Below are 26,672 nucleotides of genomic sequence, written 5' to 3' on the forward strand. Positions count from 1 at the left end.
CTCTGGCCCAATATTCTTTAATATAATGGAATATATCCAACCTCTTTTACTAATTTTTGCCCTTTATATGGATTTAAGACATAATTTATAAATTTTGCCACATTTTTTTTAGGCCACCCATTGGTAAACATAAAAAGGGCTCTGGATACAGGATAACTGCCATCTAGGGCTGTTTCAGGAGTTCCTAATATTCCATTGATCTTAACCTGCTTTACTTCTTTTGTTAAATAACCAACCCCAATATATCCAATGGCATATTTGTTTTTGGCCACTGTCTCAACAACAGCTCCATTTGATGCCTGTAAAAGTGCCCCAGGATATACCCTTGCTTTTCTGAGGACCTTTTTTTCCCACACTTCATATGTGCCTGAAGATGTATCCCTTGATACCACTACAATTTTTTTATTAAAACCACCTACTTGTTTCCAATTTTTTATTTTTCCTGTATAGATATCTCTTAGTTGTTGTAAGGTAAGGTTTGAAACTGGATTATTTGGATGGACTATTGGGATAATGCAGTCATAGGCAATTGCAAATGGCACAGGATACCTACCCTTTGATACCGCCATTTTTACCTCATTTTGTTTTATAAATCTTGAAGAATCAGCAATATCAGTAGTCCCATCAATAAGGGCCTTTATACCGTTTCCCGATCCTCCACCAGAGATGGATATGTGTATATCAGGGTATTCCTTCATAAAGGCTTCTGCAATTTTTTGAGCTATTGGTAAAACAGTAGTGGACCCTTTAATTTGAATGGAACCACCAAAACCAACACTTGCCATAAAAAAGAATAAAATTAACATACAAATCTTTTTCATAGACCTCCTCCTTGTTTTTGGTGTTTTTTGTATGTATGGGGAAAGTTTGTTACATTTATGTTACGAATGAGTTTTATTTTTGTGGATTTTTTTGAGGTTATAAAAATTTATTTGAATTTATAAGAAAAATAAAATAGTGTTATCTTTTATACTTAACATTTAAAGGAGGAGGTTTATGGACAGAGGAGAACTTTATGAAGTTAAGGATATTTCCCTTGCAGAGCAGGGGAAGAAAAATTTAGAGCTCGCTGAGCTTCACATGGGGGCTTTAATGGAGATCAGAAAGAGGTTTGAGGAAGAAAAACCCCTTGCTGGAATCAGGATCGGGATGGCCTTACACGTTACAAAAGAAACAGGTGTCCTGGTGAGGACACTTAGAGCTGGTGGGGCTGATGTGGCTATAACTGGATGTAATCCTTTATCAACTCAGGATGATGTGGCTGCTGCCCTTGCAGAAGAAGGGGTAAAGGTTTGGGCTTATAAGGGTGAGACAAGAGAGGACTACTATAGATACATAAAGTACGTGATAGAGACCAGGCCGCAGATCACTATAGACGATGGGTGTGATCTGGTTTCAGAAATCCATAAAAATTATCAGGAGTTAATTCCCACCATTATCTGTGGATGTGAAGAAACTACTACAGGGATTATAAGGCTACAGGCAATGGAAAAGGATAATGCCTTAAAATATCCTATGATAGCTGTAAACGACAACATGACCAAACACCTTGTTGATAATTATTATGGAACAGGACAATCCACAATTGATGGGATTTTAAGGGCAACCAATATCTTGATCGCTGGGAAGACCTTTGTAGTATGTGGATATGGGAGTTGTGGAAAAGGAGTAGCAATGAGGGCCAGGGGACTTGGTGCAAATGTAGTGGTGTGTGAGGTTGACAATTTCAGGGCACTTCAGGCTGTTTATGATGGATACAGGGTAATGCCCATTATGGAAGCAGCGAAAATAGGGGATATCTTTTGTACTGTGACTGGTAATAAGCATGTGATTAGATTAGAACATATGAAAGTAATGAAAAATGGTGCTGTGCTCTGTAATTCTGGACACTTTGATGTGGAAATAGACATCGCTTCTTTAAAAGAAGCTAGCTCAAAAGTGAGAAGAATAAGGCCTTTTATGGATGAATATATATTGGATGGTAAAAAAATATTCATACTTGGTGAAGGTAGGCTTGTTAACCTGGCAGCAGCAGAAGGCCATCCAAGTGAGGTAATGTCCACATCCTTTTGTGGTCAGGCCCTTGCCTGTGAATATGGGGTAAAGAACAGAGGAAAACTCCCAAACAAAGTGATTCAACTTCCAAAAGAGTTAGACGATGAGATTGCCCATCTTCAACTAAAGGCCATGGGAATTGAAATTGATGAGCTCACCCAAGAACAAATTGAATACCTAAATTCATGGGAAGAGGGGACTTAAATTTTTGACAAACAAACAAAATAATCATTGGCTGAAAAATTAAAGACTTCTTTATCTTTGTGTTTTAGCTTTTGTTTGGTACAACTGAATTTCTGTCCTCTTTAAGACCTTGATGGTTTTTTATAAAACTCATACAATGGCCTTATAATATAAGGGAGTCTTTTCAACCAAAGACTCCCAACTAAAAAATCTTCTAGCCTCTTATATGAGGAAATAAGTATAAAATGGACGAAAGTTATTAGAAATTATTTCAAAATTTACCTTCAATCAAAGTGAAGATTACTCTATCTACTACCTCAAACTCTGAGTGTTAGCTTTACACAAATAGTATTACAGTTTCTATTTATTAGAAAGTGTGTAAGAAAAACTTAAGAGAGGCCACCATGACATCAATTAGGTTATCTGTGATCTGTGTGAGTGATCTGTGTGAATGATTTGTGTGGATGATCTGTTGTCTGTGATCTGTTTTTTATACTGGTCACTCACACTGATCACTGACACCCATACACCTGAAGAAGACATGCGTAACAAAAGAGATCTTAGACCAATAATTCCAATAATACTTTACCATGGGAAAGAGAAGTGGAATTTGCCGGAGGATTTTGTGGATTATTTTAATGTTTCTTCAGAGATAAAAGAATATCTATTGCAGTTTAAATACATCTTAATTGACCTATCTACTTATAAGGATCAAGAATTTTTAGAGAGGTTAGATAGGAATGCGAGGCTGTATTCAGCGCTATATGCATTAAAGAACATATTTGATGAACTGGATAAATTTCGTCTTTTGTTATTTCGTTTAATAAAGATTGATAAAGAAGCAGTATATTTTATAATAGATTATATAGTAATGGCGAAGGACTATCCAGAAGAACAAATAAACCCCTTATTAAAGGAGTTAGCTATGCCAACAATAGCAGAAAGATGGATTCAACAAGGAATTGAGAAAGGATTACAGCAAGGAATTCAGCAAGGAATTCAGCAAGGATTACTATTAGATGCCCAGGAGATGTTATTAGAAGCTTTAGAAGAGCGTTTTGGTATTATACCTCGCTCTATTGCCAAAAAGATAAAAGAAATTGACAGCAGGGAAGTAGTAAAAGGCCTGTTTAAGATAGCTATGCGAGTAAATTCATTGGAAGAATTTGAAGATAAGCTAAAAATTGCCTTGAAGTAATATGTAACAATTGAAGAGATAGGAAGAAATAGCTAGGAGCAATTTTCTGTTCACTGATCACTGTTCATTGTTCACTAAAAAAACAAGGAAGTATAGATATATTGACTCTTTTATAAGAAGTCAATAGAGTGTATATTTCAAGGGGAGAAAAGATATATGTCAGAAGAACAAAAGCAAAGAAAAGAGATATTTCCTACAGAAATCCAAGTATTATTAGCCGGAATCCTTTCCACAACCAAATATTTTGATGCGAAATTTGATTATCTAAAGGTTCAAATAGATGAGCTTCGGAGAAATCAGGAATTAATGAGAGAGAATATAAAAGAATTTAAAAAAGATCTAGAATACAGATTTACGCTCGTAGATAAGCGCTTTGAGCAGGTAGATAAGAGGTTTGAACAAATAGACAGACGATTCGAACAAGTAGATACAAAGTTTAACCAGATTATTACTTCAATAGATAGGCTGGCAGATAAATTAGATAAAAGAGATGTATAACAAAGAAATTTCACAATAAAGATGTTTTCCATATCAATAGGCATATCAATTGTTGGAGCGTTGGGGGCATTTTTAAAGGCAATGGGTGTGTTTTAGATAAAGGGGGGATAAATTTTTTATGGTTTAAGCAAAGATTATAGGAGGTGTGTATGTCTTTTTTTAAAAACATGAAGATGCGTAACAAATTATTATTCTTTTTCTTTGTTACTTCAATTATCCCGATTTTAATACTTGTTACTCAAAACGTCCAGTTTGCCTCAAAAGAACTAATGAATTCTGGATTTAACCACCTTGTATCTGTTAGGGAGTTAAAAAGAGAGAATATTGAGCGCCTTTTTTATCGCTTTTCTAGGGAACTTGAATTGATGGTTGATGGAACAAGTGAGTATATAAAACAATATTACATTTCAAAGGAACGAGGAAACTTAGAGTTAAGTATGGAAGAATTTCTGGTTACTTATGAGAAAGGTTATATCTCCAACTTTTTGAAAAAATATAAATACGACGATTTTTATTTAATTGCGCCTGATGGTTATTGCTTTTTATCAGCAAAAGAACTGGGTGACTACAAAACAAATCTTTTAACTGGTAAGTGGTCATCTTCCAATCTTGGAAGATTGATTAAACAGGTAATTGAGACCAGAAAGTTTGGATTTGCTGATTTTGAGCCTTATGGTCCAATAAATAACAAGGCTGCTGCTTTTATTGCCATGCCTGTTATTCTGCAGGGACAATTGAAAACTATTGTGGTTGCAAGATTGGCTAAATCGAGAATAGAGAGAATTATGAATCAAAGGGCAGGTATGGGAAAGACAGGAGAGACTTATCTGGTTGGGCCTGATTTTAGGATGCGCTCAGATTCCTACCTTGACCCACAAGGACATTCAGTAGAGGCATCATTTGCAGGGACTATTGAAAAAAATGGCGCTAACACCCTTGCAGTAAAAGAAGCCCTATCTGGAAAATCAGGGGAGAAAGTTATTACAAATTATATGGGACAAAGGGTCCTTTCTGCTTATACTCCAATAAATATCTTCGGCAAAACCTGGGCACTGGTGACTGAGATGAATCTTTCTGAAGTAAAGGCACCTGTAAATGCTCTAATCCACAAGGCAGTGATTTATTTGATAGTCATAATTATAATTGCCGGTATAATTGCTGTGCTATTTGGAAATTTTATTGGCTCATCCCTCACCAAGGCTGCACAATTTTGCCAGGCTATATCTGTTGGAAATCTGGACGCTAGACTGGATATAGACCAGAGAGATGAGATAGGACAGCTATGTTCTGGTTTAAAGACCATTGCTGATTCTGTGAAAAATCTTATTGTGGGAGTTGATACAATTGCAAAGGAAATTATTAATGGAAGGCTTCGTTATAGATATGATTCTTCTGAGTTTTCAGGTGAGTATAAAAATATGGTAGAGAATGTTAATAAACTTTTGGATGTGCTGGTTAATTATATAGAAAATTTGCCGCAGGTTCTTATGACTCTAGATAAAGACTTTAATGTCCTGTATTTAAATGAGGCAGGTAAAAACCTTGTTGGATCTGATGGTGAAGGTAAAAAGTGTTACGACCTTTTTAAGACCTCTGATTGTAAAACTGATAGATGTGCCTGTGCAAGGGCCATGAAGAGTTTACAAAAAGAGGTTTCTCAGACAGATGCGCATCCAGGCTCAATGGATTTAGAAATAGAATATTATGGTCTTCCAATTGTTAATAGACGAGGAGATGTGGTTGGTGCTTATGAAATAGTAGTTGATCAGACGCACTTAAAAAACATGTTAAATAAAATGCAAAAACTTGCCAGAGACTCGGCTGAAATAGCAGAGCGTGTATCAACTGCAACTGAAGAATTATCGGCCCAGGTGGAGCAGGTATCCAGAGGGGCTGAAGAACAAAAGTCCAGGATGTATGAGACAGCAACTGCAATGGAAGAGATGAATGCCACGGTTTTAGAGGTTGCAAAAAATGCATCCAATGCTGCTGAAAGTGCTGATAATTCTAAAAAAGAGGCCGAAAATGGAGCTGAAGTGGTAAAAAATGTCGTAGTTGCCATAAATAAAGTGAATGAAGTAGCTCAAGGCCTAAAAGAGAATTTAAACACTTTAGGTAAAAATGCTGATTCCATTGGCCAGGTTATGGATGTGATTCTGGATATAACAGACCAGACCAATCTCCTTGCCTTAAATGCAGCAATAGAAGCCGCAAGGGCTGGAGAGGCAGGTAGAGGTTTTGCCGTGGTTGCAGATGAGGTGAGAAAACTTGCAGAAAAGACCATGGAAGCTGCCACTCAAGTGGGAAAAGTTATTAATGCAATACAGGATGGTGTAAAGCAAAGTATAGAGAGCATGGATGCTGCATCAGAGGCAGTTGAAAAAGCTACCACTCTAGCAGAAGAATCAGGAGAGGCCTTGGAGAGGATTGTTGAGTTATCTAATGATACCAGTAATCAAATCCAGAATATCGCAACAGCAGCAGAAGAGCAATCAGCAACATCTGAAGAGATCAAACAGAGGATAGATGATGTAAATAGAATAACAGAAGAGAGCGCAGATGCAATGATCCAGGCATCTAAGGCAGTGCAAGAACTCGCTAGCATGACAGCTGAATTAAATGGACTTATCAAAGAGTTAGAGGGATAAAAAATGGGTTCAAAAGATGGTCAGGCCCGTTGGTCTGACCATCTTTATCCTAGAGTGCAGAGAGAACGGGTGATGCGAAAAAAATGAGATAACAGGTAGAAAAAAATGAAATTATCTAAAAAAGATGTTGAATTGTTTTACAAATTATATCGTCCACTGTTGGTTTATGTGAACAGAAAATTTGATATAGTAAAAGGCGTGAATTCTTCTAGGGATATTAAGAGGTGTCCTTTAGAAGAAATAAATAAAATCAGAGATAAGTTGTATAATCATCCTGAGGTGATTGACTCATTTATTGAAGAGAATCCTTTTAATTTCTTCTCTGATGAATTAAAGATAATCAGTAGCTGGAAAAATTTTGTAAGAGGAAAATTTCTTATTTTTCGCTATTTGAAAAAGTATACAATTTTCCTTGATCTAGATGATCCGCCAAAAGCTTATGGCGTTTTAGCCATTCTTTCTACCTTTGAGGAAATCATAGGACCCGATTTGCCAATAATGGTTGAAGCTATACTTTTACCATTCAATAATAAAATCATATATGATGGTATCCTTCTGCCATATCCTATCACTTTTGCCAGCGGTATTCGTTGCAGCATGAATTATGCTTATCAAGAAGCTAAGTCAAGATTTGGGATCATTACATCTCTTCCCTTTTTGGCAGAAAAGGTGGAACAAAACGATGTTGAAAAATTGAGATTTTATTTAAAGAGCCAACATAATCGTGATATGTATAGAGAAGAAATAAAGACTCTAATAAATAAGAGTCCTGATCTTCTAATACTTTATCATCAGGAAATGGGGAAAATTCATGCCAGAACATATGGTAAACGACTGAGAGAAATTGGTTTGAAAAAAGGATGGTTTGCCATACTTGAAGGTATAACTATTGCGAGTGGGGAGACAAAGGATGAAGTCGAAAAAGTTTTGGATCGACTACTCCCACCTGAAAAACAGAAATTTGTTTATATCTTTCAATTAAGGCAAAAATAAAAATGTTTGTAATTCCTTAGTCTAATAGAGCCTATCTAACTACTTTAGCTACAGTGGTCCGCACTTCCGCCCAAACTGGGTAGAGCAGAACTCCCTATGTCTGTTAAAGGTTAGGCGAAATTGAAAAATATCTGATGGGGTATGGAATATGAATATTGATGAATTGAACAAAAGAATAAAGGCATGTAAGAAATGCAGATTATCTGAAACCAGGATGAATGTTCTCTCTGGCGAGGGAAATTTGAATGCTAAAATCATGTTAATTGCTCAGGCACCAGGGAAAAAAGAGGACAAAGTTGGAAAAATGTTTGTTGGTCCTTCAGGAAAGGTATTAGAGGAATTATTAAAATCAGCAGAGATTAGCAGGCAGATAATTTATATGACAAATCTAATTAAATGTAAGCTTCCAAAATACAGGGGACCCAAACAAGATGAAATTAAAGCCTGTACCTCTTATCTTGATGAAGAGATTAAATTAATAAATCCAAAGATATTGGTGCCTTTAGGCTATTATGCCACTTCTTACATTTTTCAAAAATATGGTATTTTATTACCTTCAAAAGCAGAGTTTTCTTCAATTTGTGGGAAGCTTTTTTTAGCTGGAAATAAAAAGATACTTCCTTTGCCTCATCCTGCAACTATTCTTTATAACCCTGACTTTAAGCAAGACCTAATAAAAAAATACAGAAAATTAAAAGTATTACTTAAGGATTGTAAATGGTATGTGGTGTGTCCAATGAAAAGATTTTATGAACAAGGAAAATTGGATAAAAGGTGGATAGAATTGTATTGCAAGGGAGATTGGGAAAGTTGCGTTCGGTATCAAATGGAAGAGGAAGGCAAATTTCATCCAGATTGGATGCTTCCAGATGGAACCTTCGATGAAGGATTGCATAAGGAGGTTTGAAGATGAAGGTTACGATTATTTATGATAATACAAGTTCTAGGTCTGATTTACAGGCTGATTGGGGATTTTCTGCCCTTATTCAGGTTAAAGAAAGGAATATTCTTTTTGATACAGGAGCTAATGGAGATATCTTACTTTCTAATATGGAAAAGCTTAAAGTCAATATAAAAGAAATTGAAGATGTTTTTATTTCTCATCCTCACTGGGATCATACAGGTGGTTTATCATCATTTCTTCAACTGAATAATAAAGTAAAACTCTGGATTCCTTCTTATTTCCCTGAAGCAAAGAATGCAAGAGAAGTTATTGAAGTAAAAAAAACTACAAAACTCTATGAAGGAATTTACTCTACAGGTGAACTTGATGGAATAGAACAATCCCTATGCATTGAGACAAAAAAAGGTATTATAATTATAGCTGGATGCTCGCATCCAAGAATGGAGCTCATTCTTAAGACAGCTTCTCAATTTGGTAAAGTTTATTCTATCATAGGAGGCTTGCACGCAAGCAAGCCAGAATCTTTAAAAAACTTGAGTTTGATTTGTCCAACCCATTGTACTCAATATAAATCAGAAATAAAATCTCTATATCCTGAAAAATATATTGAGGGAGGAGCAGGGAGGACAATTGAAATTGAGTAGAAATGAATATATTTGCAATGTTCACTATGTTTTTCAAAGAAAGGAAAATTAAAGAGTTGAGAAATTTTTTTCAAAGATATAGTGTGTAAGGCACTTAAGGCAAGGAGTTGGAAGAACTAGCCTCTTAGAGACTAGAGTTCAATAAAATTAATCTCTGGAATCCTATTTATTAAAGAATATTCGTATGAAAATTTATAAAAAAGCTTTAGTCCTTTAATATAATTATCCTTCATATCATATATGAGCCCTTTAAAATATTTTAACGCATCATTGTAAGAAAGGATGTTTTTTTGTTCAATGATTTTAGCAAACATCTCAAGATGTTGATTTCCCCACTCCTTGGCCTTTAGAAGTAATTTACATGAATATTTAATTTTGTCTTGCAGTTGGTCAAAAGAATTTTTGTTTGCCACCCACACTCCAAAAACAAAGGGCAGGCCAGTTAATTTTCTCCATTCCTCGCCCAGGTCCATCACATAGGGAAAATTGGTATTTCCTCGCAGATAAAGTGCCTCATCTCCAATAGCAAGGGCCGCATAAATATCTTTATTGTAAATAGACTTTGTTACATCACCCACAATATATTCTGGCTCAATATTTTGAGATTTTAAATATATCGTGAGTAGGGTAACTGATGTGTGTGAGTGGGCAGTTAATACAATCTTCTTTCCCGTTAGATCTTTTATTGGAATTTTACTTAAAAAAAGCACGCTCATAACTGGTCCATTCGAGCCTATGCAGATGTTGGGAATAAGTAAGTACTTTTCAAAATTTCTGGCGTACTCTATTGAAGATGTGCCGCTTATATCCAATTTGCCTCTTGATGCCAGCAGGTTTAATTGGGCTGGAATACCTTCTATTATTTCAAAGGAATTTTTTATGACCTGTTTTTCTAAAGGGTAATATATTGGCAGGACATTTAAATAGCCTATTTTCCCTAATCTTATTTTTGTATCTGATTCTTTTATCATAGAGCAATTTGTTTGTTTCAAACTAATTAGGTTACCAGTGTATAGTCCATCCTTCTTTGTCTTGGCTCAAAACCCGCTTCAGATATGTATTTTTCTATCTCTTCTATTGAGAGCCTGAATCTCACCCCTGTTGCTGCAACCACATTTTCTTCAATCATTGTTGAGCCAAAGTCATTTCCACCAAAAAACAGGGCAAGCTGGGCAATTTCTGGTCCCATTGTTACCCAGGATACCTGTATATTATCAAAATTGTCCAGAACTATTCTGGATATGGCGAGAAGTCGCAAATATTCCACAGAGGTGACCTTTCTGGCATTAATGCGCGTGTTGTCTGGTTGAAATCCCCAGGGAATAAAGGCAGTAAATCCTCTGGTTTTATCCTGCAGATCCCTTAATCTTATAAGATGGAGTATCCTGTCTTCCATTGTTTCCACATGGCCAAACATCATTGTGGCAGTTGTTTTTAAGCCAAGCTTGTGGGCTGTCTCCATTACATCCAGCCACTCAGTTGCACTGCATTTATTTGGAGAGACCTTATGTCTTACTCTATCAACCAATATCTCAGCCCCACCTCCTGGGATAGAATCAAGGCCTGCTGCAATTAGCCTTTTAATTACTTCTTTTATGGACAGGTTATTTAATTTAGAGAAATGGACTATTTCAGGCGGGGAAAAACCATGTATATGGATGGTGGGAAATTTTTCTTTTATATGAGTTAGCATGTTTTCATAAAAGTCCAATTTGAGATCTGGATGGTGGCCGCCCTGCAAAAGTATTTGTGTCCCTCCAAGCTCAAGGGTCTCCTGGATCTTTGTGTCCAATTCATCAAAGCTCAAAACGTATCCACCATCCTCTCCAGGAGATTTAAAAAAAGCACAAAATTTACACCCGCACACACATATGTTTGAATAATTTATATTCCTATCAACAACATATGTAACAATATTTTCAGGGTGCTTTTTTTTGCGAATCAAATTTGCAAGATCACCAAGCTCAAAAAAAGAGCCCTTTAAGTACAATTTATAAGCCTCATCAAAGGTAAGCCTCTTGCCCTCTAAAACTTTATCTATAATTTTTTTTAACATACCAACTCACATACAGATAAGGATTTTTTACAGAGTTCAAATAAGAGGCTAGTTGTAAATTTACAGGGTGTCAACAACTTTAAATTTAAAGTTTTTCAGGTAGTTTTGAAGGTCCTTTTTCTTATTTTCCTCAATTTCTGGACAATCATCTAAGGTTTTTATTCCTTCACATATATGGGTTGCAAAAACAAGGCAGGTTGGACAACCACATTTCTGGCAATTGGTTTTTGGAAGTTTTTTTAAGATTTCAATGGGTTGAGGTTTTTTGGGTATTTCATAGGTGGGAGTAATTTTATCTTTATTTTCCCATATCCTGTTTATCTCGCCAATTATCCAATTTGCCACTTTATTTGCTTCTTCTTCATCTTTTAGTGCATTTATGGCTATTTTATGTGGATGGACTGTTAGTAACTTTCCATAAATCTTAAATGTCACATATGGGGGATCCTGGGAACAGAAATCACCCCCTAACTCTGCATTCAAATAAGGTATCACTTCTGTTAAGTCGCCATCTACATGAATTATACAATGTACTCCCTCCTGTTTTGGGTTACATTTAGACTTTGTTAATTCTTTTTCCCACTTTTGTATTAACATTGTTTTGCCTCCTTAAAATTAGAATTGTTGAACCTGATAATCAAAAAATTGTAATTGACTAATAGTTGGTTTGTTGGTAATTAAACCAACGAACCAATTGTAGCTAAAGAGGGAGATTGTTGTCAATGATTACCTTTGAAGAGGCAGAGCTTAGAGCAAAGATTTTAAAGTCCTTAGCACATCCTGTGAGACTTATGATTGTGGATATGCTTAAGGACAAAGAGATGAGTTTTTCTGAGATTAGTAGTAAATTTGACATGGACAAATCTACTATATCCAAGCATCTATCAGTATTAAAACAGGTTGGCATTGTGACATCAACAAAGGTAAAAAAAGATATGATATACAAATTGGAGATTCCATGTGTTATTGAGTTTTTTGAATGTTCTACAAAAGTCCTTAGACAATATATAAACAGGCACAAGTCTGTAATGGACCAGCACAATGACTTTGTATAAATTTTTTTTTCTCTTATTGATAATTTTTTTCTCAATTAGTGAATTTTCTTTTGGTAATTTAATTGGAGAGAAGAAACACAGGTTAAATTTAGGTTTTAATGTAAGACTTAGATATGAGTATCAAAACAATTTTAATATTAAATCCTATGGAAAAGATCCTGTTGTAGGTGAAGAAGATGATGGTTTTTTAATGGCAAGGATCAGAACAGGTATAGATTATTACTTTTCATCTAAGCTCCATGTATCTCTATGGATTCAGGATTCCAGGGTCTGGGATTTAGATGTTCCAGACAAGACATTTTATAAATATAATTTTAACAGAGAACATAACCCATACAAAGATCCTCTTGAACTCTGGAATTCATACGTGGAATTAATAGAGCCCTTTTCTCTGCCAGTCACTATAAAGGCGGGGAGACAGAGGATTCATTTTGGGGATAATAGGGTTTTTGGTCCAGGAGAGTGGGGAAATACAGGGAGCTGGATATGGGATGCAATAAAATCTGATGTAAAATTTAAATTTGGCTATTTAAGTCTCTTTTATGCACGCTCAGAGATCCATGATCCAGACGATTTTAGCTTAAATCATCGTCATGGATATGAATGTGTTGGTCTATATAGCCATTTTGATATGTTTAAAAAATTATTTTTTATAGAGCCATTTACAATGACCAAAAAGGATAATCACAATAGGTATAAAAGTGAAAAAGGAATCTATGGGGATCTTGATACTTATTATTATGGTGTTCGGGCCTACACAGGATATTTAAAGGGATTTAAAATTGATTTTTTATACGTAACACAACAAGGAGATTATTCCAAAGATGATGTAGATGCATATGGTTACCATGCATGGATAGGCTACAAATTAAATTCCTTTATTCTAAAACCCCAGTTTAGTATTGAATATTCCTATGCATCAGGTGATAGTAATCCAAGGGATGGAAAACATGAGACCTTTGATGGGGGTTATGGTTCAAAAGACAAGGCATATGGAAGGATGAATCTTTTTAAATGGCAAAATATAAAAGATCAGGAAATAAATTTAGAGCTATATCCTGGAAAAAAATCATACATAAAATTGGAATTCCACAGGTTTTATTTAGCAGAAAAAAAGGATGCATGGTATCATAATGCAAAAATATACAGAGATAAAAGGGGAAATTCAGGGGATTTTGTGGGTAAGGAATTTGATTTTGTCGCCAAATTTAAACCATTAAAAAAAACAGAAATACAGATAGGGTATGGACATTTTTGGCCAGATGAGTTTGTCAAAAAAATGGCCTCTAATTCTCAGGCTGATTGGATATTTTTCATGATAACTAAAAAGTTTTCAACAAAGATTTATTAAAAAGGAGGATTTAGATGAAGGAAAAAGAGATTCTGGAAAAGGCATTTGAATTTCATGGGCATATTTGTTGGGCATCTGCTGTGGGTGTGAGGGCAGGGCTTGCTGCGCTTAAGGCCCTAGGTGTTCAGAGGACAGGAACCTCTGGGGAACTACACTGTATTGTAGAAATCGGAGATAATCATGGGGCTCAATGTTTTGCAGACGGAGTCCAATATGCCACTGGATGTACTCTAGGGAAGGGAAATATTGAAAAAGCAGGATGGGGTAAACTGGCTTTAACCTTAATAGATAAGCAAAATGAAAAGAGTGTCAGGGTCTCTTACAAGCCCACAAGACACAAATTAATTGCTGAGTCCACCTTTATGAGAAAAAGGGCTCAGGGTATTCCACCTACAAAGATACCAAAAGAAGAGGCCATGGAGATGGTAAAGATTATATGGGATGCACCTGAAGATGAGGTATTGAAGATAGAGGAAGTCAAGGACCATCCATATGAAGATTTTGGTGAAGTAATGGGGCTTGTTCCCTGTGATAGCTGCGGTGAACTTGTCGCCAGACCATATTTAAGGGTGGTTGGTGAAAAACACATGTGTATTCCTTGCTCAGGCTATGAGGTGTAGGTTATTATGATGATCTTAATTGCAAGTATTTGTGTTTTAGTATTATCCTTTATCTTTTCCATGTTGGGATTAGGTGGAGCCATGCTCTATATCCCGGTATTTCATTGGCTGGGATATGATTTTAAGAGCGTGGCCATACCTACTGGTCTTTTGTTAAATGGAGTAACCGCTTTATCTGCTGCTATATTTTACATTAGATCAAAGATGGTTGATATTAAGGGGGCAATACCCCTTATAATTTCGTCTTTTATAGGAGCTCCAGTAGGGGCATATTTTACCAGATTTGTCCCTACAAAGCTCCTTATTTTGTTTTTTGTTATTGCTATGAGTTTTGCAGGCATTAGGATGCTTATATCCTCTACTCAGCCTGATAGAGAAAAATCCATGTCATATACAATGAAGATGGTCTTAATGATTGTTGGAGGTTTTTTTGTTGGGTTTATTGCTGGGCTATTAGGTGTTGGTGGTGGATTTCTTTTTGTCCCAATGATGCTTCTTATGGGATATAAGACAAAAGAGGCCGCAGCTACCAGCAGCTTTGTAGTGGTGTTTTCGTCCTTTTCAGGATTTGCAGGACACATAGCAGAAGGCCATTTTAACATTCCATTTATGCTCTCCACAACTATTGCAGTAATAATTGGATCTCAAATCGGTGCCAAGGTCATGAAAGAGAAGATGAAGGCAAAGTGGATAAAACAGATGTTCGGTATAGTCCTTTTAGCAGTTGCAATAAAGTTATTTGTCAAAAACTATGCCTATTATTACGCTATATTCAAAAAAATTTGGATACATTTTATGTAGTGTTTGAAGTAAGGTTTTACTAACACCATGAGTTTTTTTCAATATTTTTTTTAAATTTTTTAATTTAGGAATTGATTTTTGAAAGAAAATAATAGAAAATATTTTCTGAAAGATGGAGTTTGTATTTCCAAAGATATTTGAGGAGTTATTATGCCTTATAGCACAACTATAATAAGAATGTTAGATAGAGTTGATCCCCCCATAAAAGAGGTACTTCTAGCGATTTTAGAAGAAATAGAGCGTCAGAGGAAGCAGTGGGAAGAGAGTGTGACAAAGACAGAATTTAATGAACTAAAGGAAATAGTTGCAGGGCTTGCTAAAAAGGTAGATGAGCTTGCAGAGGCTCAGAAGAAAACTGAGCAAACAATAAAAGAATTAGTGGAAGCTCAAAAGAAAACTGAACAAAGGCTAAATGAACTTGCTGAAGCTCAAAAGAAGACTGAACAGAGAGTGGATAAATTAGAAGTAGCTGTGCAGGAATTAATTGAAGCTCAAAAGAAGACTGAGCAGAGGGTAAATGAACTTGCTGAAGCTCAAAAGAAGACTGAACAGAGAGTGGATAAATTAGAAGTAGCTGTGCAGGAATTAATTGAGGCTCAAAAGAAAACTGAACAAAGGCTAAATGAGCTTGCTGAAGCTCAAAAGAAGACTGAGCAGAGGGTAAATGAACTTGCTGAGGCCCAAAAGAAGACTGAAGAGGAGATTAGCAGATTAGTGAAACGTATGGATGTTTTTGAAGAACGTCTTGAAGGAATTTCAAATTCTGTGGGCTATTCTTTAGAAAACCGCACATACAAGGCCTTACCAGAAATTTTATCTCAGAGATATGGAATAGAAGTAAAAGGACGTCTTTTAAGAAGATATTTCCCAATAGGAAATAAAAATATTCAAATAAACATATATGGTTATGGGAAGAGAGATGGTGAGGATGTTGTGATAATAGGAGAATGTAAAGTTAGGCCTTCTAAGAGAGAGATAAGTCGTTTTAAGAAGTATGCTCAAAAGGTGGCAGAAATAGAGGGTAAGAATCCTTTTTTTGTTATTGTAGCTCATGATTTCCCCCCAGCTATTGAAGATTTCTTGAGAACCAATGATATCCCCTATGTCTGGTCTTATGAGTTAGAATAGAACATTTAGTGTATGAAAATTGTGTCAAGGTAATAGAGGATGTAACTTTGTTTGTGGGGGATGTAATTTGCTATCTCACCTATACCCTGGCATAGAAGTCAGGGTATAGGTGATTCACTTGGGGGAATGAAAGAGATATTTATATGCTTCTTCAATTCCTTATTTTCTTCTCATACCAGACAACATCTACAAAAAATGGCAAGTTGGATGCGTCAAACGTATTCCTTAATTTAGAACCTGTTCTTTTGTTATGTTTTCTCCTTTTATTGCAATATCAACATCAGAAGCTCGTTTATATATGCAAATAGCACGAGAGTCAAAGAAAAGAACTTCTTCTATTATAGTTATTATTTAATTCGTAAATAGAAATTATTCAAATCTATTATTTTTTTCTATTTGACACAAACACCTGGGCATAATTTAATACCTTTGAAATGAATATAAATTTTTTCCTAAACAAAACCTCCTTTAAACATCACGTCGGCTTTACCTGAACCATCTAGGTTTATACCTACCTGGTAGGTGTGGCTCCACTTTTTTTATTTATCAACTCTCGTATAAACAAATTAAGTAACAATAAAGTTATAGTTAATTATATTTTAAGTGTTGTTCTGGGTATAATTTTTTTAAAAAGATATGTAAGGAGTTTTACAATGAGTGAAGAATTATTAATTACCAATGAAAAGATGAATTTTTTGGAAAAAGTAATGGAAGTGCTCCCAGAAGGGGCAAATCTAAACCTATGTCTTACCTGTGGGGCCTGTTCCTCTGGATGTCCTGCAACTGGGATATACAACATGGATCCAAGAAAATTTTTGAGAATGGCGGCATTAGGGCTTGAGGAAGAGATCTTAAATCATCCGTGGGTTTGGGTTTGCACCCAGTGTATGAGGTGTGTGAGGGTCTGTCCCATGGAGATCGATATACCCGCCCTGGTATTCTATGTAAGGACGAATTGGCCGAGAGACAAACGTCCTAAAGGTATCAGAGAGTCCTGTGATCTGGCATTTAAAAATAAAAGCGCCAGCTCCATGGGAACATCCCCTGAAGATTTTAAATTTGTAGTGCAAGATGTGCTTGAAGAAGTGAGAGAAACTCAACCTAAATTTAAGGATTTACAAGCACCAATTGATAAAAAGGGAGCAGAAATATTTCTTGCAGTGAATTCAAGAAACCCTGTGATAGAACCAGACGAGATGGTCCCTTTATGGAAGATATTTCATATCGTTGGAGCTGACTGGACCTATTCCAGTGAATATTGGGCAGGTGAAAACTACTGCATGTTCTTAGCTGATGAAGAAAAGTGGGAACAAATAGTGAGAAACAAGGTAAAGACTGTGGAACAACTGGGATGCAAGGTATGGGTAAATGATGAATGTGGACATGAAATATATGCCATGTATGAAGGAGTCAAGAGGTTCAACATCCCTCATTCTTTTGAAATAAAACCTTTAGTCTCATTATATGCAGAATGGATAAAAGAGGGAAAGCTTCCAGTTAGTTCTGAATGGAACAAAGAGTTAAAAATAAAATTTACAGTCCAGGATCCATGCCAATTGGTTAGAAAGAGCTTTGGAGATAAAGTAGCCGATGATTTGAGATTTGTAATAAAGAAAGTGGTTGGAGAAGAAAACTTTGTGGATATGTAACCAAACAAGTCCAATAACTATTGTTGTGGCGGAGGTGGAGGAGCATTACAGGCACCATATACTGATGCAAGGCGAGAATTTGGAAAAATAAAATTTAATCAAATTATAGCAACAGGCGCTAACTATTGTATAACTCCTTGTCATAATTGTCATTCTCAAATTTTAGACCTCGCAGAATATTATAATGGAAATTTTGGAGTTGTGCATCTGTGGACCCTCATATGTCTCTCCATGGGAGTACTTGGAGAAAATGAGCGTGAATATTTAAAAGAGGACTTAAAAAATTTTGGTCTCTAATTATCCAGGAGGATTTTTTATGAACAAACAAAAAAAAGGCTCAATTTTAATAGTAGGCGGAGGGATTGGAGGGATTCAGGCTTCTTTAGATTTGGCAAATTCAGGATTTTTTGTTTATTTGCTGGAAAAAGATCCTGGTATAGGTGGAGTCATGTCTACATTGGACAAGACATTTCCCACAAATGACTGTTCCATGTGCATCCTCTCTCCAATCCTAGTGGAGTGCGGTCGCCATCCAAATATTAATATCATAACCAAATCAAGGATTAAAGAGATCTCAGGTTCTGCAGGTAATTTTAAGGTAAAAATAGAAAAAGAACCTAGATATATTGATCTTAACAAATGTACTTCCTGCGGAGATTGCGCATCAATATGCCCAGTTGAAATCCCTGATGAGTTTAATACAGGATTGTCCAATAGAAAGGCTGTTTTCAAAAAATACCCCCAGACAGTTCCCAATGCCTTTGCTATACAAAAATTAGAGCAAAAACCACCTTGTAGGCTTACCTGTCCTGCCGGGATAAATGTGCAGGGTTATGTGCAGATGGTAAAACAGGGCAAATATAAAGAGGCCCTGGAGATCATAATGGAGCAGCTTCCCCTACCTGGTGTCTTGGGAAGGGTGTGCCCTGCTGGATGTGAAAAGGCATGTAGGAGACAGGAAATAGATGCACCAGTTGCGATTCGTGCCCTAAAGAGACTGGCAGCTGATATGTATGACCCAAGGAAGGTTGAGATCGAATGTGCTCCTGAGAGAGAGGAGAGGGTTGCAATTATTGGTTCTGGTCCAGCAGGTCTTAGTTGTGCCTATCACCTTGCAAGAAGAGGTATTAAATCCACAATATTTGAGGCATTGCCAAAGCCTGGTGGAATGCTCCGTGTTGGAATTCCTGAACACAGGTTGCCCAGGGATGTGCTGGATAGGGAGATTGAAGTTATCACCAATCTCGGCGTTGAAATAAAGACCAATATGAGATTGGGAAAGGATTTTCACCTAAAATCTGCAATTACAGTTCAATCGTAAGCAACTGATTGTTCTGGACAGAGATACCTAGATATGGAGCTGTTATGTTAAAGGATATGTCTCCCTCATTGTGACTTGGAAGGCTTTTTCAGGTAGAAGCTGCGGTCAGTGGCACTCTTTACGGGTGTGTAAAGGCACACCACTGCACATGGACTTACGCAAAATCCTATTTTGGAGGATACTCTCAAAAAAAGATTAAGCAAATTGTAATGACCGGATGGAATTTTCTATCTTTATCCAACGTTCTTTGAAAAAATAATCCCTCGATAATCGAAGGAACCATTGTCGTCCCGCATGCATCAGCCGAGCTGGAACATGGATTAGAAACATGCGGATTGTGTTGGGCTCTTCTCTAAAACCATCTTCATCGTTGAGCCACATCATCCAAACCAGTAGATTGTAAGCCAGAATACAGGTCTGGAATATGGCGGAGTTGGCCCAAAAATCCTGTGTCAAAATGCTTCCAGAGGCCATCTGTCCCTTACACCACTCAATCCAGTTTTCACTGGCCCCCCGTTGGCAATAATACCTGTGGACGTCCCAGGGACTCAGGTTCATATTTGTTACATAACAAAAATAATCATACTCAGTCTTTGTAACGCTGAAAAAAAAGCAACTAAATTTGCTCTCTATTACTTGACGTACGGCCACAAACCGGCGGGGGTGCTTCCACCTTTCACATTTGTATGTGAATTCGGTCTTCTCATAGCCAGGTCTATTTTTAACCTTGTGCCACTTCTGAGCTTCTAAAAGCTGAGTGAGTCCTCGCATCTTAACCTTGATTAAGTACAAAGCATGAGCCTCTTCTAAGTAGTCTAAAAGTTCTCCATTAAAAAAGGCGGAATCTGCACGTACAATAATTTTCCAGACTCTCCTTGGAAGCTTGGCAAAGCACTCTTGCATAAACTCTACACAACCATTGGCTGAATAAGCATCTCCGGCTCTAAACCAGTTGTGAAGACATTCCCGCGTCTCAGCAATAAAGCAAAGGAGCGGATGATATCCCCTTTGTCCTGGCTTCTTGGGGTTGTAACCCTTCTCGGCACCTTCCTGTTTCCCATACACTCCACGCACTGTAGAGTCCAAATCTAAAGTGATGCGGCTAAACCATTTTTTACCCCAAACCTTTTTGCGCACTTTTGTTTCTACATCGGAGAGCTCATTGCAATGTCGGGGATTAAACAACTTAAAAACCCGATTTATGGTAGTATAGTCAGGAAACCTTTCCCATTTAAAAAGCGACCTCAATGCTAAATCAGATCTTAGGATAAATACATGGCTCATATGCTTAGCCCCGGCTAACACTGCCATCATCAAAATCATGATAATGTCGGAAACCTTATACTGTGCGGTAGCTCCCCGCTTAATAGTAATGTGTTGCTCAAGCATCTTGGGAAGCTTCAGTTTGTCAGCAAATAGGCCCAGCAATACCAGTCCGGCGTTGCCCGTAAGATTTTTTTCAGTGAACTTAACATGGAATCTACGCATAGAATCAGTGCCTCCTAATACTTCCTATTTGAGACACTTTATACCATTAATTCACTATATTGTCAAGCTAAACATTATCTTATGATGCAAATTTTAGGTTTCAATTAGATGATCTCTTTAATCAGGGATATAAAGCAGTATTTTTAGCAATAGGTGCCCATAAAGGGATTGAGCTTGGCATCCCTGGAGAAAAGGCGGATGGAGTTGTTCAGGGAGTAGATTATCTAAGGGAGGTAAATTTAAAAGGAAGCGCCAAGACAGGGAAAAAGGTTGCTGTTATTGGTGGTGGAAATGTGGCAATAGACGTTGCCAGGGCAGCAATCAGACTTGGTGCTGAGGAAGTCACAATTGTATATAGAAGGACAGAAAAAGAGATGCCTGCCTTGCCAGAAGAAGTAAAGGCAGCAAAGGAAGAAGGAGTTAATTTTCTATTTCTAGCTGCACCTCAGGAAGTTTTACATGAAAATGGAAAGGTTGTTGGATTGAGATGCATTAAGATGGAATTAGGTGAGCCTGATTCATCTGGAAGAAGGCGTCCAATTCCAATACCAGATAGTGAATTTGATTTAGAGGTAGATCAGATAGCAGCTGCAATTGGTCAGAGGCCAGATATATCATGTTTAGAAGATGTAACTGGGATAGATTTTACCAGATGGTCTACAATAGAGACCAATTCTATTTCCTATGCAACTAACAGGGAAGGCGTATTTGCTGGTGGTGATTGTCAAAGTGGTCCCTGGATAGTAATTGGTGCGGTGGCAGCAGGAAAAGAAGTAGCTATTTCAATAGAGAGGTATTTAAATGGAGAAGATTTGGAAGCAGGCAGAGAACCCAAAAAGATAGATGAGAATTTTGAATATAGACCAATTCCAGAGACAGAATCTCCTAAGGAAAGGGCCAAAGAAAGGGAGCTTCCAGTTGAAGAGAGAAAGGGCAATTTTAAGGAAGTGGAACTTGGATTAACAGAAGAAGAGGGACGCAAAGAAGCAGAAAGATGTATTAATTGTAGTTATTGTTGTGAATGTTTTCAGTGTGTAAAGGCCTGTGGAGCAGGTGCTGTAACCTTAGAGACCCATGCACAGCAAAAAGAAGAGGAGATTTTAGAGGTAGGAGCAGTAGTTCTGGCCCCTGGTTTCAATCCTTATAATCCCAAGGGATTGGATAACTATGGATATGGATTGCTTCCAAATGTGGTTACAGCAATGCAGTTTGAAAGGATCCTTTCTGCATCTGGTCCAACAGGTGGCCATCTAGTTAGACCATCAGACCACAAAGAGCCCAAAAAGATTGCATGGCTTCAGTGTGTGGGATCCAGAGATATAAATAGATGTGAGCATGGATATTGTTCTTCAGTATGTTGTATGTACGCGATAAAAGAGGCAGTAATTGCCAAAGAACATGCAGGTTCAGACCTTGAATGCGCAATCTTTTACATGGATATGCGCACCTATGGAAAAGACTTTGAAAGATACTATGAACAGGCCAAAGAAAAACATGGAGTAAAGTTTATCAGATCCAGAATCCACACCATAGACCCGGTTCCTGGAAGTGATGACCTTATTGTGAGATATTTTGATGAATCTGGAGAGATGAAAGAAGAACAATATGATATGATAGTGCTATCTGTTGGTCTTGAAACTGCTAAAGATTCTATTGAACTTGCCTCGGTTTTAGGAGTGGAATTAACCAAGGGTAAGTTCTGTCAAACCTCCAGTTTTAAGCCTGTTTCCACATCCAAAGAGGGAATATTTGTTTGTGGTGCCTTTCAAGGACCAAAGGATATTCCCTTAACAGTAATAGATGGTTCTGCAGCAGCTGCAGCAGCATCAGCACTTTTAAGTGATGTGCGTTTTACCCAAACTAAAGAAATAGAAAAATTACCAGAGAGGAACATAATTGGGGAACCTCCACGTATAGGCGTGTTTGTATGCAGGTGTGGAACAAACATCGCAGGAGTTATAGATGTTGATGCTGTGAGGGATTATGCAGCCACTTTGCCTTATGTTGTTCACGTAGAAGACAACATGTATACCTGTTCCCAGGATACCCAGGATAGAATAACTGAAATTATAAAACAAAAACAACTCACAAGAGTAGTGGTAGCTTCATGTTCTCCTAAAACCCATCAAGCTCTATTTCAGGAGACATTGATAAAAGCTAGCCTTAATAAATACGTATTTGAGATGGCAAATATTAGAAATGAAGACTCCTGGGTACATAGATATAATCCAGAAATTGCCACACAAAAGGCCAAAGAATTGGTGAGAATGGCAGTAAATAAGGTAATTTACAAAGAGCCTCTTGAGGAAATTGAGCTAAATATAGATCAAAGGGCCCTGGTTATAGGCGGTGGTGTTGCAGGACTCAGTGCTGCAATAAATCTCGCTAAACAGGGATACGAGACCCATATTGTGGAAAGAACAGACAAGCTTGGTGGAAATGCCCTAAAACTATATAAGACTTGGACAGAAGAGTCTGTAAAAGAAGGCTTAAATAGCCTAATTAATGAGGCAAACTCATTAGACAATCTCTATATCCATTTAAATAGTGAGATAATAGATGTTGATGGCTTTGTTGGTAATTTTAAGACAACAATAAAAAATACCTCTGGAGAAGAGATCATAGAGCATGGTGTTACAATAATTGCAACAGGTGGAGCAGAATATCAGCCAAATGAGTATTTGTATGGACAAGATGATAGGATAAAGACCCACCTTGAGCTTGATAAGATGTTTATGGATGATGAGCCTAAATTAAAAGATGTAAATACAGCAGTATTTATCCAATGTGTTGGCTCAAGGGAAAAGGATAGGCCCTATTGTTCCAGGGTATGTTGTTCCCACTCAATTGAGAGTGCACTTGAGATTAAGAAGAGAAATCCAGATGCAAAGGTATTTATCTTATACAGGGATATAAGGACCTATGGTGAGAGGGAGTATTTATATGAAGAGGCAAGAAGAAAAGGGGTTATCTTTATAAGGTACAATGTGGATGAAAAGCCTGTTGTGACTAAAGATGGAGATAACCTAATTGTAAAAGTAAAAGATCATATTACAGGCTTGCCCCTTGAAATAGAGACCGATCTTTTAACCCTTGCTACAGCTATAGTTCCCTATAAGGATGAAAAACTTGCCCAATTTTATAAACTCCCATTAAATGAAGATGGATTTTTTGTTGAAAAGCACGCAAAACTTGGTCCTGCAGAATTTGCCACAGATGGAGTATACTTGTGTGGTCTTGCACACTATCCAAAATCAATAGACGAGTCTATTGCCCAGGGACTAGCTGCTTCAGCAAGGGCAATTACCTTACTTGCCAAGAAAAAGATATTCTCCAGTGGTGAAGTCTCTGTGGTTGATCCAAGAAAGTGCGTTGGTTGTGGTGTTTGCGTAACGATTTGTCCCTATTCAGCACCCAGGATAGTGGAAGAGGAAGGACCAAATCAGGGCAAGGCAGAGATAAATCCAGCTTTGTGTAAGGGTTGTGGCCTGTGTATGGCATCGTGCAGGTCTGGAGCGATTTCCTTAAAGGGTATGGAAAATCAGCATGTTTATGCAATGATAGAGGCCATTGCTGTTTAAGCTTGAACTAAATATCAGGGCCTTAAAAAGAGGTAATATGTTTCTTTTAAGGTCCTGTTAAAATAAAAAACTTAATTACCAGGAGAAGCCAAGATGACAAACTTTGAACCAAAGATAGTTGCATTTTTATGTAACTGGTGTAGTTATGGGGCAGCTGATTTAGCTGGTGTTAGCAGGATGGAATATCCTGCAAATATCAGGATCATAAGGGTGCCCTGCTCTGGAAGTATGGGCCCAAAATTTATTCTACAGGCCTTTAGACAGGGTGTAGATGGTGTATGGGTATCTGGCTGCCATCCAGGCGACTGCCACTATATTAGTGGCAATCTGTACGCCAGACGGCGGTTCGCTGTATTAAAGAACTTACTTGAGTATATTGGGATTGAACCTGAGAGATTACATTTTACCTGGATATCATCAGCAGAGGCAGGGAAATTTCAGGAAAAGGCCAAGCAAATAGTGGAAACTGTTAAGAAAGTCGGTCCTGCAATGAAGAAAAATAAACTAATAAAGAATTTAAGTCCCGTTGCCTTAAACTTATAAACTTGAGGGCAAGGTTGTAGGAGGATATATGTTAGCTGAATATACAAAACAATTAAGAGACACGGCAAAACGTCTTTTAAAGGACAAGAAGGTAGATTGTGTCCTTGGTTACAGAAAAGGCACAATTCCTTTGGTTGACGCCCCATATTTTGCTTATACAGAGGAAGATTGTGATAATTTAATCTGGTCTAGCTTTTGTACCAAAAATCTGGCAAAGTTTCTAATTAAAAGACAGGATAAAGTAGCAGTAGTTGCGCAAGGATGTGTTAGCAGATCTATTGTGGGGCTTATAAATGAGAATCAGGTAAAAAGAGAAAATGTGTATATCTTAGGTATATGGTCTCCTGGAATGGTGGATAGATGGAAGGTTTATGAAAAAATAGGTGGCAGAGAAATTGTGGAAGCTGAGGAACAAGGGGATAAGATCATTGTTAGAGGTGATGGATTTGAAGAGGCCATAAATAAAAAAGAGGTATTAAGACAAAATTGTCTTACCTGTATTCATAGAAATGCGGTTTTATATGATGAGTTTATAGGAGAAAAAGGCGAAGACACAGGTGGTGGTGATATAGATCAAGTTGCTGCTCCCTGGGAAAAACTCTCTATTGATGAGAGGTGGGAGAAGTTTAAAGATACATTTAAGGAATGTATTAGATGTTATGCATGCAGGAATGCATGCCCCCTATGTTATTGTGCTGAGTGTTTTGTAGATGAGTCCAGACCCCAGTGGTGTGGTAAGACCCATGATGAGGCAGATGTTTATACATTCCATATCTTGCGGGCATTTCACTGTGCTGGAAGATGCGTAGATTGTGGAGCCTGTGAGTCTGCCTGTCCAATGGGCATAAAGATGAGAGTGCTCACCTCTAAGATAGAAAAAGACATAAGGCAGATGTATAACTATGTACCAGGATTGGAGATAGGCGCAACTCCACCTCTTAGTGTGTATAGGCCCGATGACCCAGAAGAATTTATAACCCCATAAAAAGGAAATTAGCTATGGGATATAAATATTTGGCAAAACAAGACATAAAAGAGCTCTTTGATAAGGTATCCAAATTAGGGGATGTTTTTGCCCCTGTAAAAAAGGGTATAGAAGTAGTTTGGTCAGAAGTTCAAGATGTATCTAATGTATTATTTGATTTTAAAAATACATCCCTGTCTCCCAAGGGTTTATTTTTCCCTCAAACAGAATGTATGTTTGAATTCAAGAACAACCCAAGGGCAGAGGATGGGCTTATTTTAAAAGAAGTGCCCCCTCTGGAAAAAAATAGAGTGATTTTGAATATCCGACCCTGTGATGCAAGGGCATTTTCTATCCTGGATAAGGTATTTATGAAAGATGAAGATTCATTGGATGTGTACTGGAAGGATAAAAGGGACAAGACCACATTAATTGGACTTGCCTGTAATAATCCTGCTTCAACCTGTTTTTGTACCCAGGTAGGTTCTTCTCCCTTTGGAGAACAAGGCCTGGATGTGCTTATGATAGACCTTGGGGATAAGTATCTGCTAAAGCCCATTACTGATAAGGGAAAAGATATCTTGGATGGATTTAATGATGCATCAGATGAGGATGTAAAAAAGATAGATGAGCTAAAAGAAAATGCAGAAAACAAAATAAAAACTAAACTCTCAATGGATAATATTTTGTCTAGAGAGATATTAGAGGTATATGAACATCCATATTGGGATAGGTTGTATGAGACCTGTTTAAATTGTGGTGCATGTACCTTTTATTGTCCAACCTGCCACTGTTTTGATATTCAGGATGAGACAAAGGGAGAATATGGAAGGCGAGTCAGGATTTGGGACACATGCATGAGCTGGCTATTTACCCAACATGCATCAGGACACAATCCAAGGGGAACTAAAAAACACAGGGTTAGACAGAGGTTTATGCATAAGTTCAAATACATGCCATTTAAGTTAGATGGAGATATAGGTTGTGTTGGA

The 26,672-nt window shown here is 37.3% G+C and carries 22 protein-coding genes and 2 pseudogenes; 19 read left to right on the forward strand and 5 right to left on the reverse strand.

From position 1 onward, the window contains the following. Positions 1–17: 17 nt before the first annotated feature. On the reverse strand, positions 18–821 hold the full coding sequence (locus tag ACYQ1E_RS11305) for a phosphate ABC transporter substrate-binding protein (protein ID WP_459879306.1): 804 nt from the start codon (positions 819–821) through the stop codon (positions 18–20). Between the two features lie 175 nt (positions 822–996). On the opposite strand from ACYQ1E_RS11305, the gene ahcY reads away from it, so the two are divergent. From ahcY to ACYQ1E_RS11340, 7 genes are all read left to right on the forward strand, one after another. Further along, the gene (ahcY, locus tag ACYQ1E_RS11310; protein WP_459879308.1) at positions 997–2,259 is read left to right on the forward strand and encodes an adenosylhomocysteinase; all 1,263 of its coding nucleotides are present in this window, start codon (positions 997–999) and stop codon (positions 2,257–2,259) included. A gap of 520 nt (positions 2,260–2,779) precedes the next feature. Then, complete coding sequence (locus ACYQ1E_RS11315; RefSeq protein WP_459879310.1) at positions 2,780–3,436, forward strand: Rpn family recombination-promoting nuclease/putative transposase; 657 nt, start codon at positions 2,780–2,782, stop codon at positions 3,434–3,436. A 156-nt stretch (positions 3,437–3,592) separates the two neighbouring features. Then, positions 3,593–3,934 (forward strand): hypothetical protein, encoded by a 342-nt coding sequence (locus tag ACYQ1E_RS11320; RefSeq protein WP_459879312.1) that lies wholly within the window; start codon positions 3,593–3,595, stop codon positions 3,932–3,934. A gap of 149 nt (positions 3,935–4,083) precedes the next feature. After that, complete coding sequence (locus tag ACYQ1E_RS11325) at positions 4,084–6,582, forward strand: methyl-accepting chemotaxis protein (RefSeq protein WP_459879314.1); 2,499 nt, start codon at positions 4,084–4,086, stop codon at positions 6,580–6,582. Positions 6,583–6,687: 105 nt separating this feature from the next. Next, entirely contained in the window at positions 6,688–7,575 is an 888-nt protein-coding gene (locus ACYQ1E_RS11330; RefSeq protein ID WP_459879316.1) for a hypothetical protein, read from the forward strand. Positions 7,576–7,723: 148 nt separating this feature from the next. After that, positions 7,724–8,482: a uracil-DNA glycosylase gene (locus ACYQ1E_RS11335; RefSeq protein WP_459879318.1), complete on the forward strand. Its 759-nt coding sequence runs from the start codon at positions 7,724–7,726 to the stop codon at positions 8,480–8,482. A gap of 2 nt (positions 8,483–8,484) precedes the next feature. Further along, positions 8,485–9,123 (forward strand): MBL fold metallo-hydrolase, encoded by a 639-nt coding sequence (locus ACYQ1E_RS11340; protein ID WP_459879320.1) that lies wholly within the window; start codon positions 8,485–8,487, stop codon positions 9,121–9,123. Between the two features lie 131 nt (positions 9,124–9,254). On the opposite strand, the gene ACYQ1E_RS11345 is transcribed toward ACYQ1E_RS11340, so the two are convergent. Genes ACYQ1E_RS11345 through ACYQ1E_RS11355 form a run of 3 tightly spaced genes read right to left on the reverse strand, consistent with a single transcriptional unit; the run spans position 9,255 to position 11,776 of the window. Beyond that, entirely contained in the window at positions 9,255–10,094 is an 840-nt protein-coding gene (locus ACYQ1E_RS11345) for a menaquinone biosynthetic enzyme MqnA/MqnD family protein (RefSeq protein ID WP_459879322.1), read from the reverse strand. A 26-nt stretch (positions 10,095–10,120) separates the two neighbouring features. Then, a complete protein-coding gene (gene mqnC, locus ACYQ1E_RS11350; RefSeq protein WP_459879324.1) occupies positions 10,121–11,179 on the reverse strand; it encodes a cyclic dehypoxanthinyl futalosine synthase in 1,059 nt (352 codons plus the stop codon). Between the two features lie 60 nt (positions 11,180–11,239). Then, entirely contained in the window at positions 11,240–11,776 is a 537-nt protein-coding gene (locus ACYQ1E_RS11355) for a (Fe-S)-binding protein (protein WP_459879326.1), read from the reverse strand. Positions 11,777–11,901: 125 nt separating this feature from the next. On the opposite strand from ACYQ1E_RS11355, the gene ACYQ1E_RS11360 reads away from it, so the two are divergent. From ACYQ1E_RS11360 to ACYQ1E_RS11390, 7 genes and pseudogenes are all read left to right on the forward strand, one after another. Next, complete coding sequence (locus tag ACYQ1E_RS11360; protein ID WP_459879328.1) at positions 11,902–12,234, forward strand: ArsR/SmtB family transcription factor; 333 nt, start codon at positions 11,902–11,904, stop codon at positions 12,232–12,234. Beyond that, a complete protein-coding gene (locus ACYQ1E_RS11365) occupies positions 12,221–13,585 on the forward strand; it encodes an alginate export family protein (RefSeq protein ID WP_459879330.1) in 1,365 nt (454 codons plus the stop codon). The genes ACYQ1E_RS11360 and ACYQ1E_RS11365 overlap by 14 nt, the downstream gene beginning before the upstream one ends. A 14-nt stretch (positions 13,586–13,599) precedes the next feature. Beyond that, the gene (locus ACYQ1E_RS11370) at positions 13,600–14,205 is read left to right on the forward strand and encodes an FmdE family protein (protein WP_459879332.1); all 606 of its coding nucleotides are present in this window, start codon (positions 13,600–13,602) and stop codon (positions 14,203–14,205) included. A gap of 6 nt (positions 14,206–14,211) precedes the next feature. Then, complete coding sequence (locus ACYQ1E_RS11375; RefSeq protein ID WP_459879334.1) at positions 14,212–15,006, forward strand: sulfite exporter TauE/SafE family protein; 795 nt, start codon at positions 14,212–14,214, stop codon at positions 15,004–15,006. Positions 15,007–15,156: 150 nt separating this feature from the next. Continuing rightward, positions 15,157–16,134, forward strand: a complete 978-nt coding sequence (locus ACYQ1E_RS11380) for a hypothetical protein (protein ID WP_459879336.1) — start codon at positions 15,157–15,159, stop codon at positions 16,132–16,134. Positions 16,135–16,787: 653 nt separating this feature from the next. Next, positions 16,788–18,080 (forward strand): annotated as a pseudogene (locus tag ACYQ1E_RS11385) ((Fe-S)-binding protein). 19 nt (positions 18,081–18,099) lie between these two features. Further along, a complete protein-coding gene (locus tag ACYQ1E_RS11390) occupies positions 18,100–19,104 on the forward strand; it encodes an FAD-dependent oxidoreductase (RefSeq protein ID WP_459879338.1) in 1,005 nt (334 codons plus the stop codon). Positions 19,105–19,299: 195 nt separating this feature from the next. On the opposite strand, the gene ACYQ1E_RS11395 is transcribed toward ACYQ1E_RS11390, so the two are convergent. Beyond that, the gene (locus ACYQ1E_RS11395) at positions 19,300–20,592 is read right to left on the reverse strand and encodes an IS1380 family transposase (protein WP_459874805.1); all 1,293 of its coding nucleotides are present in this window, start codon (positions 20,590–20,592) and stop codon (positions 19,300–19,302) included. A gap of 119 nt (positions 20,593–20,711) precedes the next feature. On the opposite strand from ACYQ1E_RS11395, the pseudogene ACYQ1E_RS11400 reads away from it, so the two are divergent. The 5 genes and pseudogenes from ACYQ1E_RS11400 to ACYQ1E_RS11415 all read left to right on the forward strand — a co-directional run. Then, positions 20,712–23,252: pseudogene (locus ACYQ1E_RS11400) on the forward strand (FAD-dependent oxidoreductase); the annotation flags it as partial. Positions 23,253–23,327: 75 nt separating this feature from the next. Continuing rightward, positions 23,328–24,173 (forward strand): CoB--CoM heterodisulfide reductase iron-sulfur subunit A family protein, encoded by an 846-nt coding sequence (locus tag ACYQ1E_RS16300; protein ID WP_488193124.1) that lies wholly within the window; start codon positions 23,328–23,330, stop codon positions 24,171–24,173. Between the two features lie 93 nt (positions 24,174–24,266). Further along, on the forward strand, positions 24,267–24,716 hold the full coding sequence (locus ACYQ1E_RS11405; protein ID WP_459879340.1) for a hydrogenase iron-sulfur subunit: 450 nt from the start codon (positions 24,267–24,269) through the stop codon (positions 24,714–24,716). A 28-nt stretch (positions 24,717–24,744) separates the two neighbouring features. After that, positions 24,745–25,701 carry a (Fe-S)-binding protein gene (locus ACYQ1E_RS11410; protein ID WP_459879342.1) on the forward strand — a complete coding sequence of 319 codons (957 nt, stop codon included), beginning with the start codon at positions 24,745–24,747 and terminating at the stop codon, positions 25,699–25,701. 14 nt (positions 25,702–25,715) lie between these two features. Next, a partial coding sequence (locus ACYQ1E_RS11415; RefSeq protein ID WP_459879344.1) for a 4Fe-4S dicluster domain-containing protein occupies positions 25,716–26,672 on the forward strand: 957 nt, incomplete at its 3' end.

The sequence above is a fragment of the Desulfothermus naphthae genome, from assembly GCF_054657475.1.

What these genes read in the sequence shown, in the direction of transcription:
- ACYQ1E_RS11370 (WP_459879332.1), top strand. Translation starts at nt 13,600, where the DNA reads ATGAAGGAAAAAGAGATTCTGGAAAAGGCATTTGAATTTCATGGGCAT.
- mqnC (WP_459879324.1), bottom strand. Translation starts at nt 11,179, where the DNA reads ATGTTAAAAAAAATTATAGATAAAGTTTTAGAGGGCAAGAGGCTTACC.
- ACYQ1E_RS11375 (WP_459879334.1), top strand. Translation starts at nt 14,212, where the DNA reads ATGATGATCTTAATTGCAAGTATTTGTGTTTTAGTATTATCCTTTATC.
- ACYQ1E_RS11360 (WP_459879328.1), top strand. Translation starts at nt 11,902, where the DNA reads ATGATTACCTTTGAAGAGGCAGAGCTTAGAGCAAAGATTTTAAAGTCC.
- ACYQ1E_RS11320 (WP_459879312.1), top strand. Translation starts at nt 3,593, where the DNA reads ATGTCAGAAGAACAAAAGCAAAGAAAAGAGATATTTCCTACAGAAATC.
- ACYQ1E_RS11340 (WP_459879320.1), top strand. Translation starts at nt 8,485, where the DNA reads ATGAAGGTTACGATTATTTATGATAATACAAGTTCTAGGTCTGATTTA.
- ACYQ1E_RS11335 (WP_459879318.1), top strand. Translation starts at nt 7,724, where the DNA reads ATGAATATTGATGAATTGAACAAAAGAATAAAGGCATGTAAGAAATGC.
- ACYQ1E_RS11315 (WP_459879310.1), top strand. Translation starts at nt 2,780, where the DNA reads ATGCGTAACAAAAGAGATCTTAGACCAATAATTCCAATAATACTTTAC.
- ACYQ1E_RS11405 (WP_459879340.1), top strand. Translation starts at nt 24,267, where the DNA reads ATGACAAACTTTGAACCAAAGATAGTTGCATTTTTATGTAACTGGTGT.
- ACYQ1E_RS11325 (WP_459879314.1), top strand. Translation starts at nt 4,084, where the DNA reads ATGTCTTTTTTTAAAAACATGAAGATGCGTAACAAATTATTATTCTTT.
- ACYQ1E_RS11390 (WP_459879338.1), top strand. Translation starts at nt 18,100, where the DNA reads ATGAACAAACAAAAAAAAGGCTCAATTTTAATAGTAGGCGGAGGGATT.
- ACYQ1E_RS11330 (WP_459879316.1), top strand. Translation starts at nt 6,688, where the DNA reads ATGAAATTATCTAAAAAAGATGTTGAATTGTTTTACAAATTATATCGT.
- ACYQ1E_RS11305 (WP_459879306.1), bottom strand. Translation starts at nt 821, where the DNA reads ATGAAAAAGATTTGTATGTTAATTTTATTCTTTTTTATGGCAAGTGTT.
- ACYQ1E_RS11410 (WP_459879342.1), top strand. Translation starts at nt 24,745, where the DNA reads ATGTTAGCTGAATATACAAAACAATTAAGAGACACGGCAAAACGTCTT.
- ACYQ1E_RS11380 (WP_459879336.1), top strand. Translation starts at nt 15,157, where the DNA reads ATGCCTTATAGCACAACTATAATAAGAATGTTAGATAGAGTTGATCCC.
- ahcY (WP_459879308.1), top strand. Translation starts at nt 997, where the DNA reads ATGGACAGAGGAGAACTTTATGAAGTTAAGGATATTTCCCTTGCAGAG.
- ACYQ1E_RS16300 (WP_488193124.1), top strand. Translation starts at nt 23,328, where the DNA reads ATGGATGATGAGCCTAAATTAAAAGATGTAAATACAGCAGTATTTATC.
- ACYQ1E_RS11395 (WP_459874805.1), bottom strand. Translation starts at nt 20,592, where the DNA reads ATGCGTAGATTCCATGTTAAGTTCACTGAAAAAAATCTTACGGGCAAC.
- ACYQ1E_RS11355 (WP_459879326.1), bottom strand. Translation starts at nt 11,776, where the DNA reads ATGTTAATACAAAAGTGGGAAAAAGAATTAACAAAGTCTAAATGTAAC.
- ACYQ1E_RS11365 (WP_459879330.1), top strand. Translation starts at nt 12,221, where the DNA reads ATGACTTTGTATAAATTTTTTTTTCTCTTATTGATAATTTTTTTCTCA.
- ACYQ1E_RS11345 (WP_459879322.1), bottom strand. Translation starts at nt 10,094, where the DNA reads ATGATAAAAGAATCAGATACAAAAATAAGATTAGGGAAAATAGGCTAT.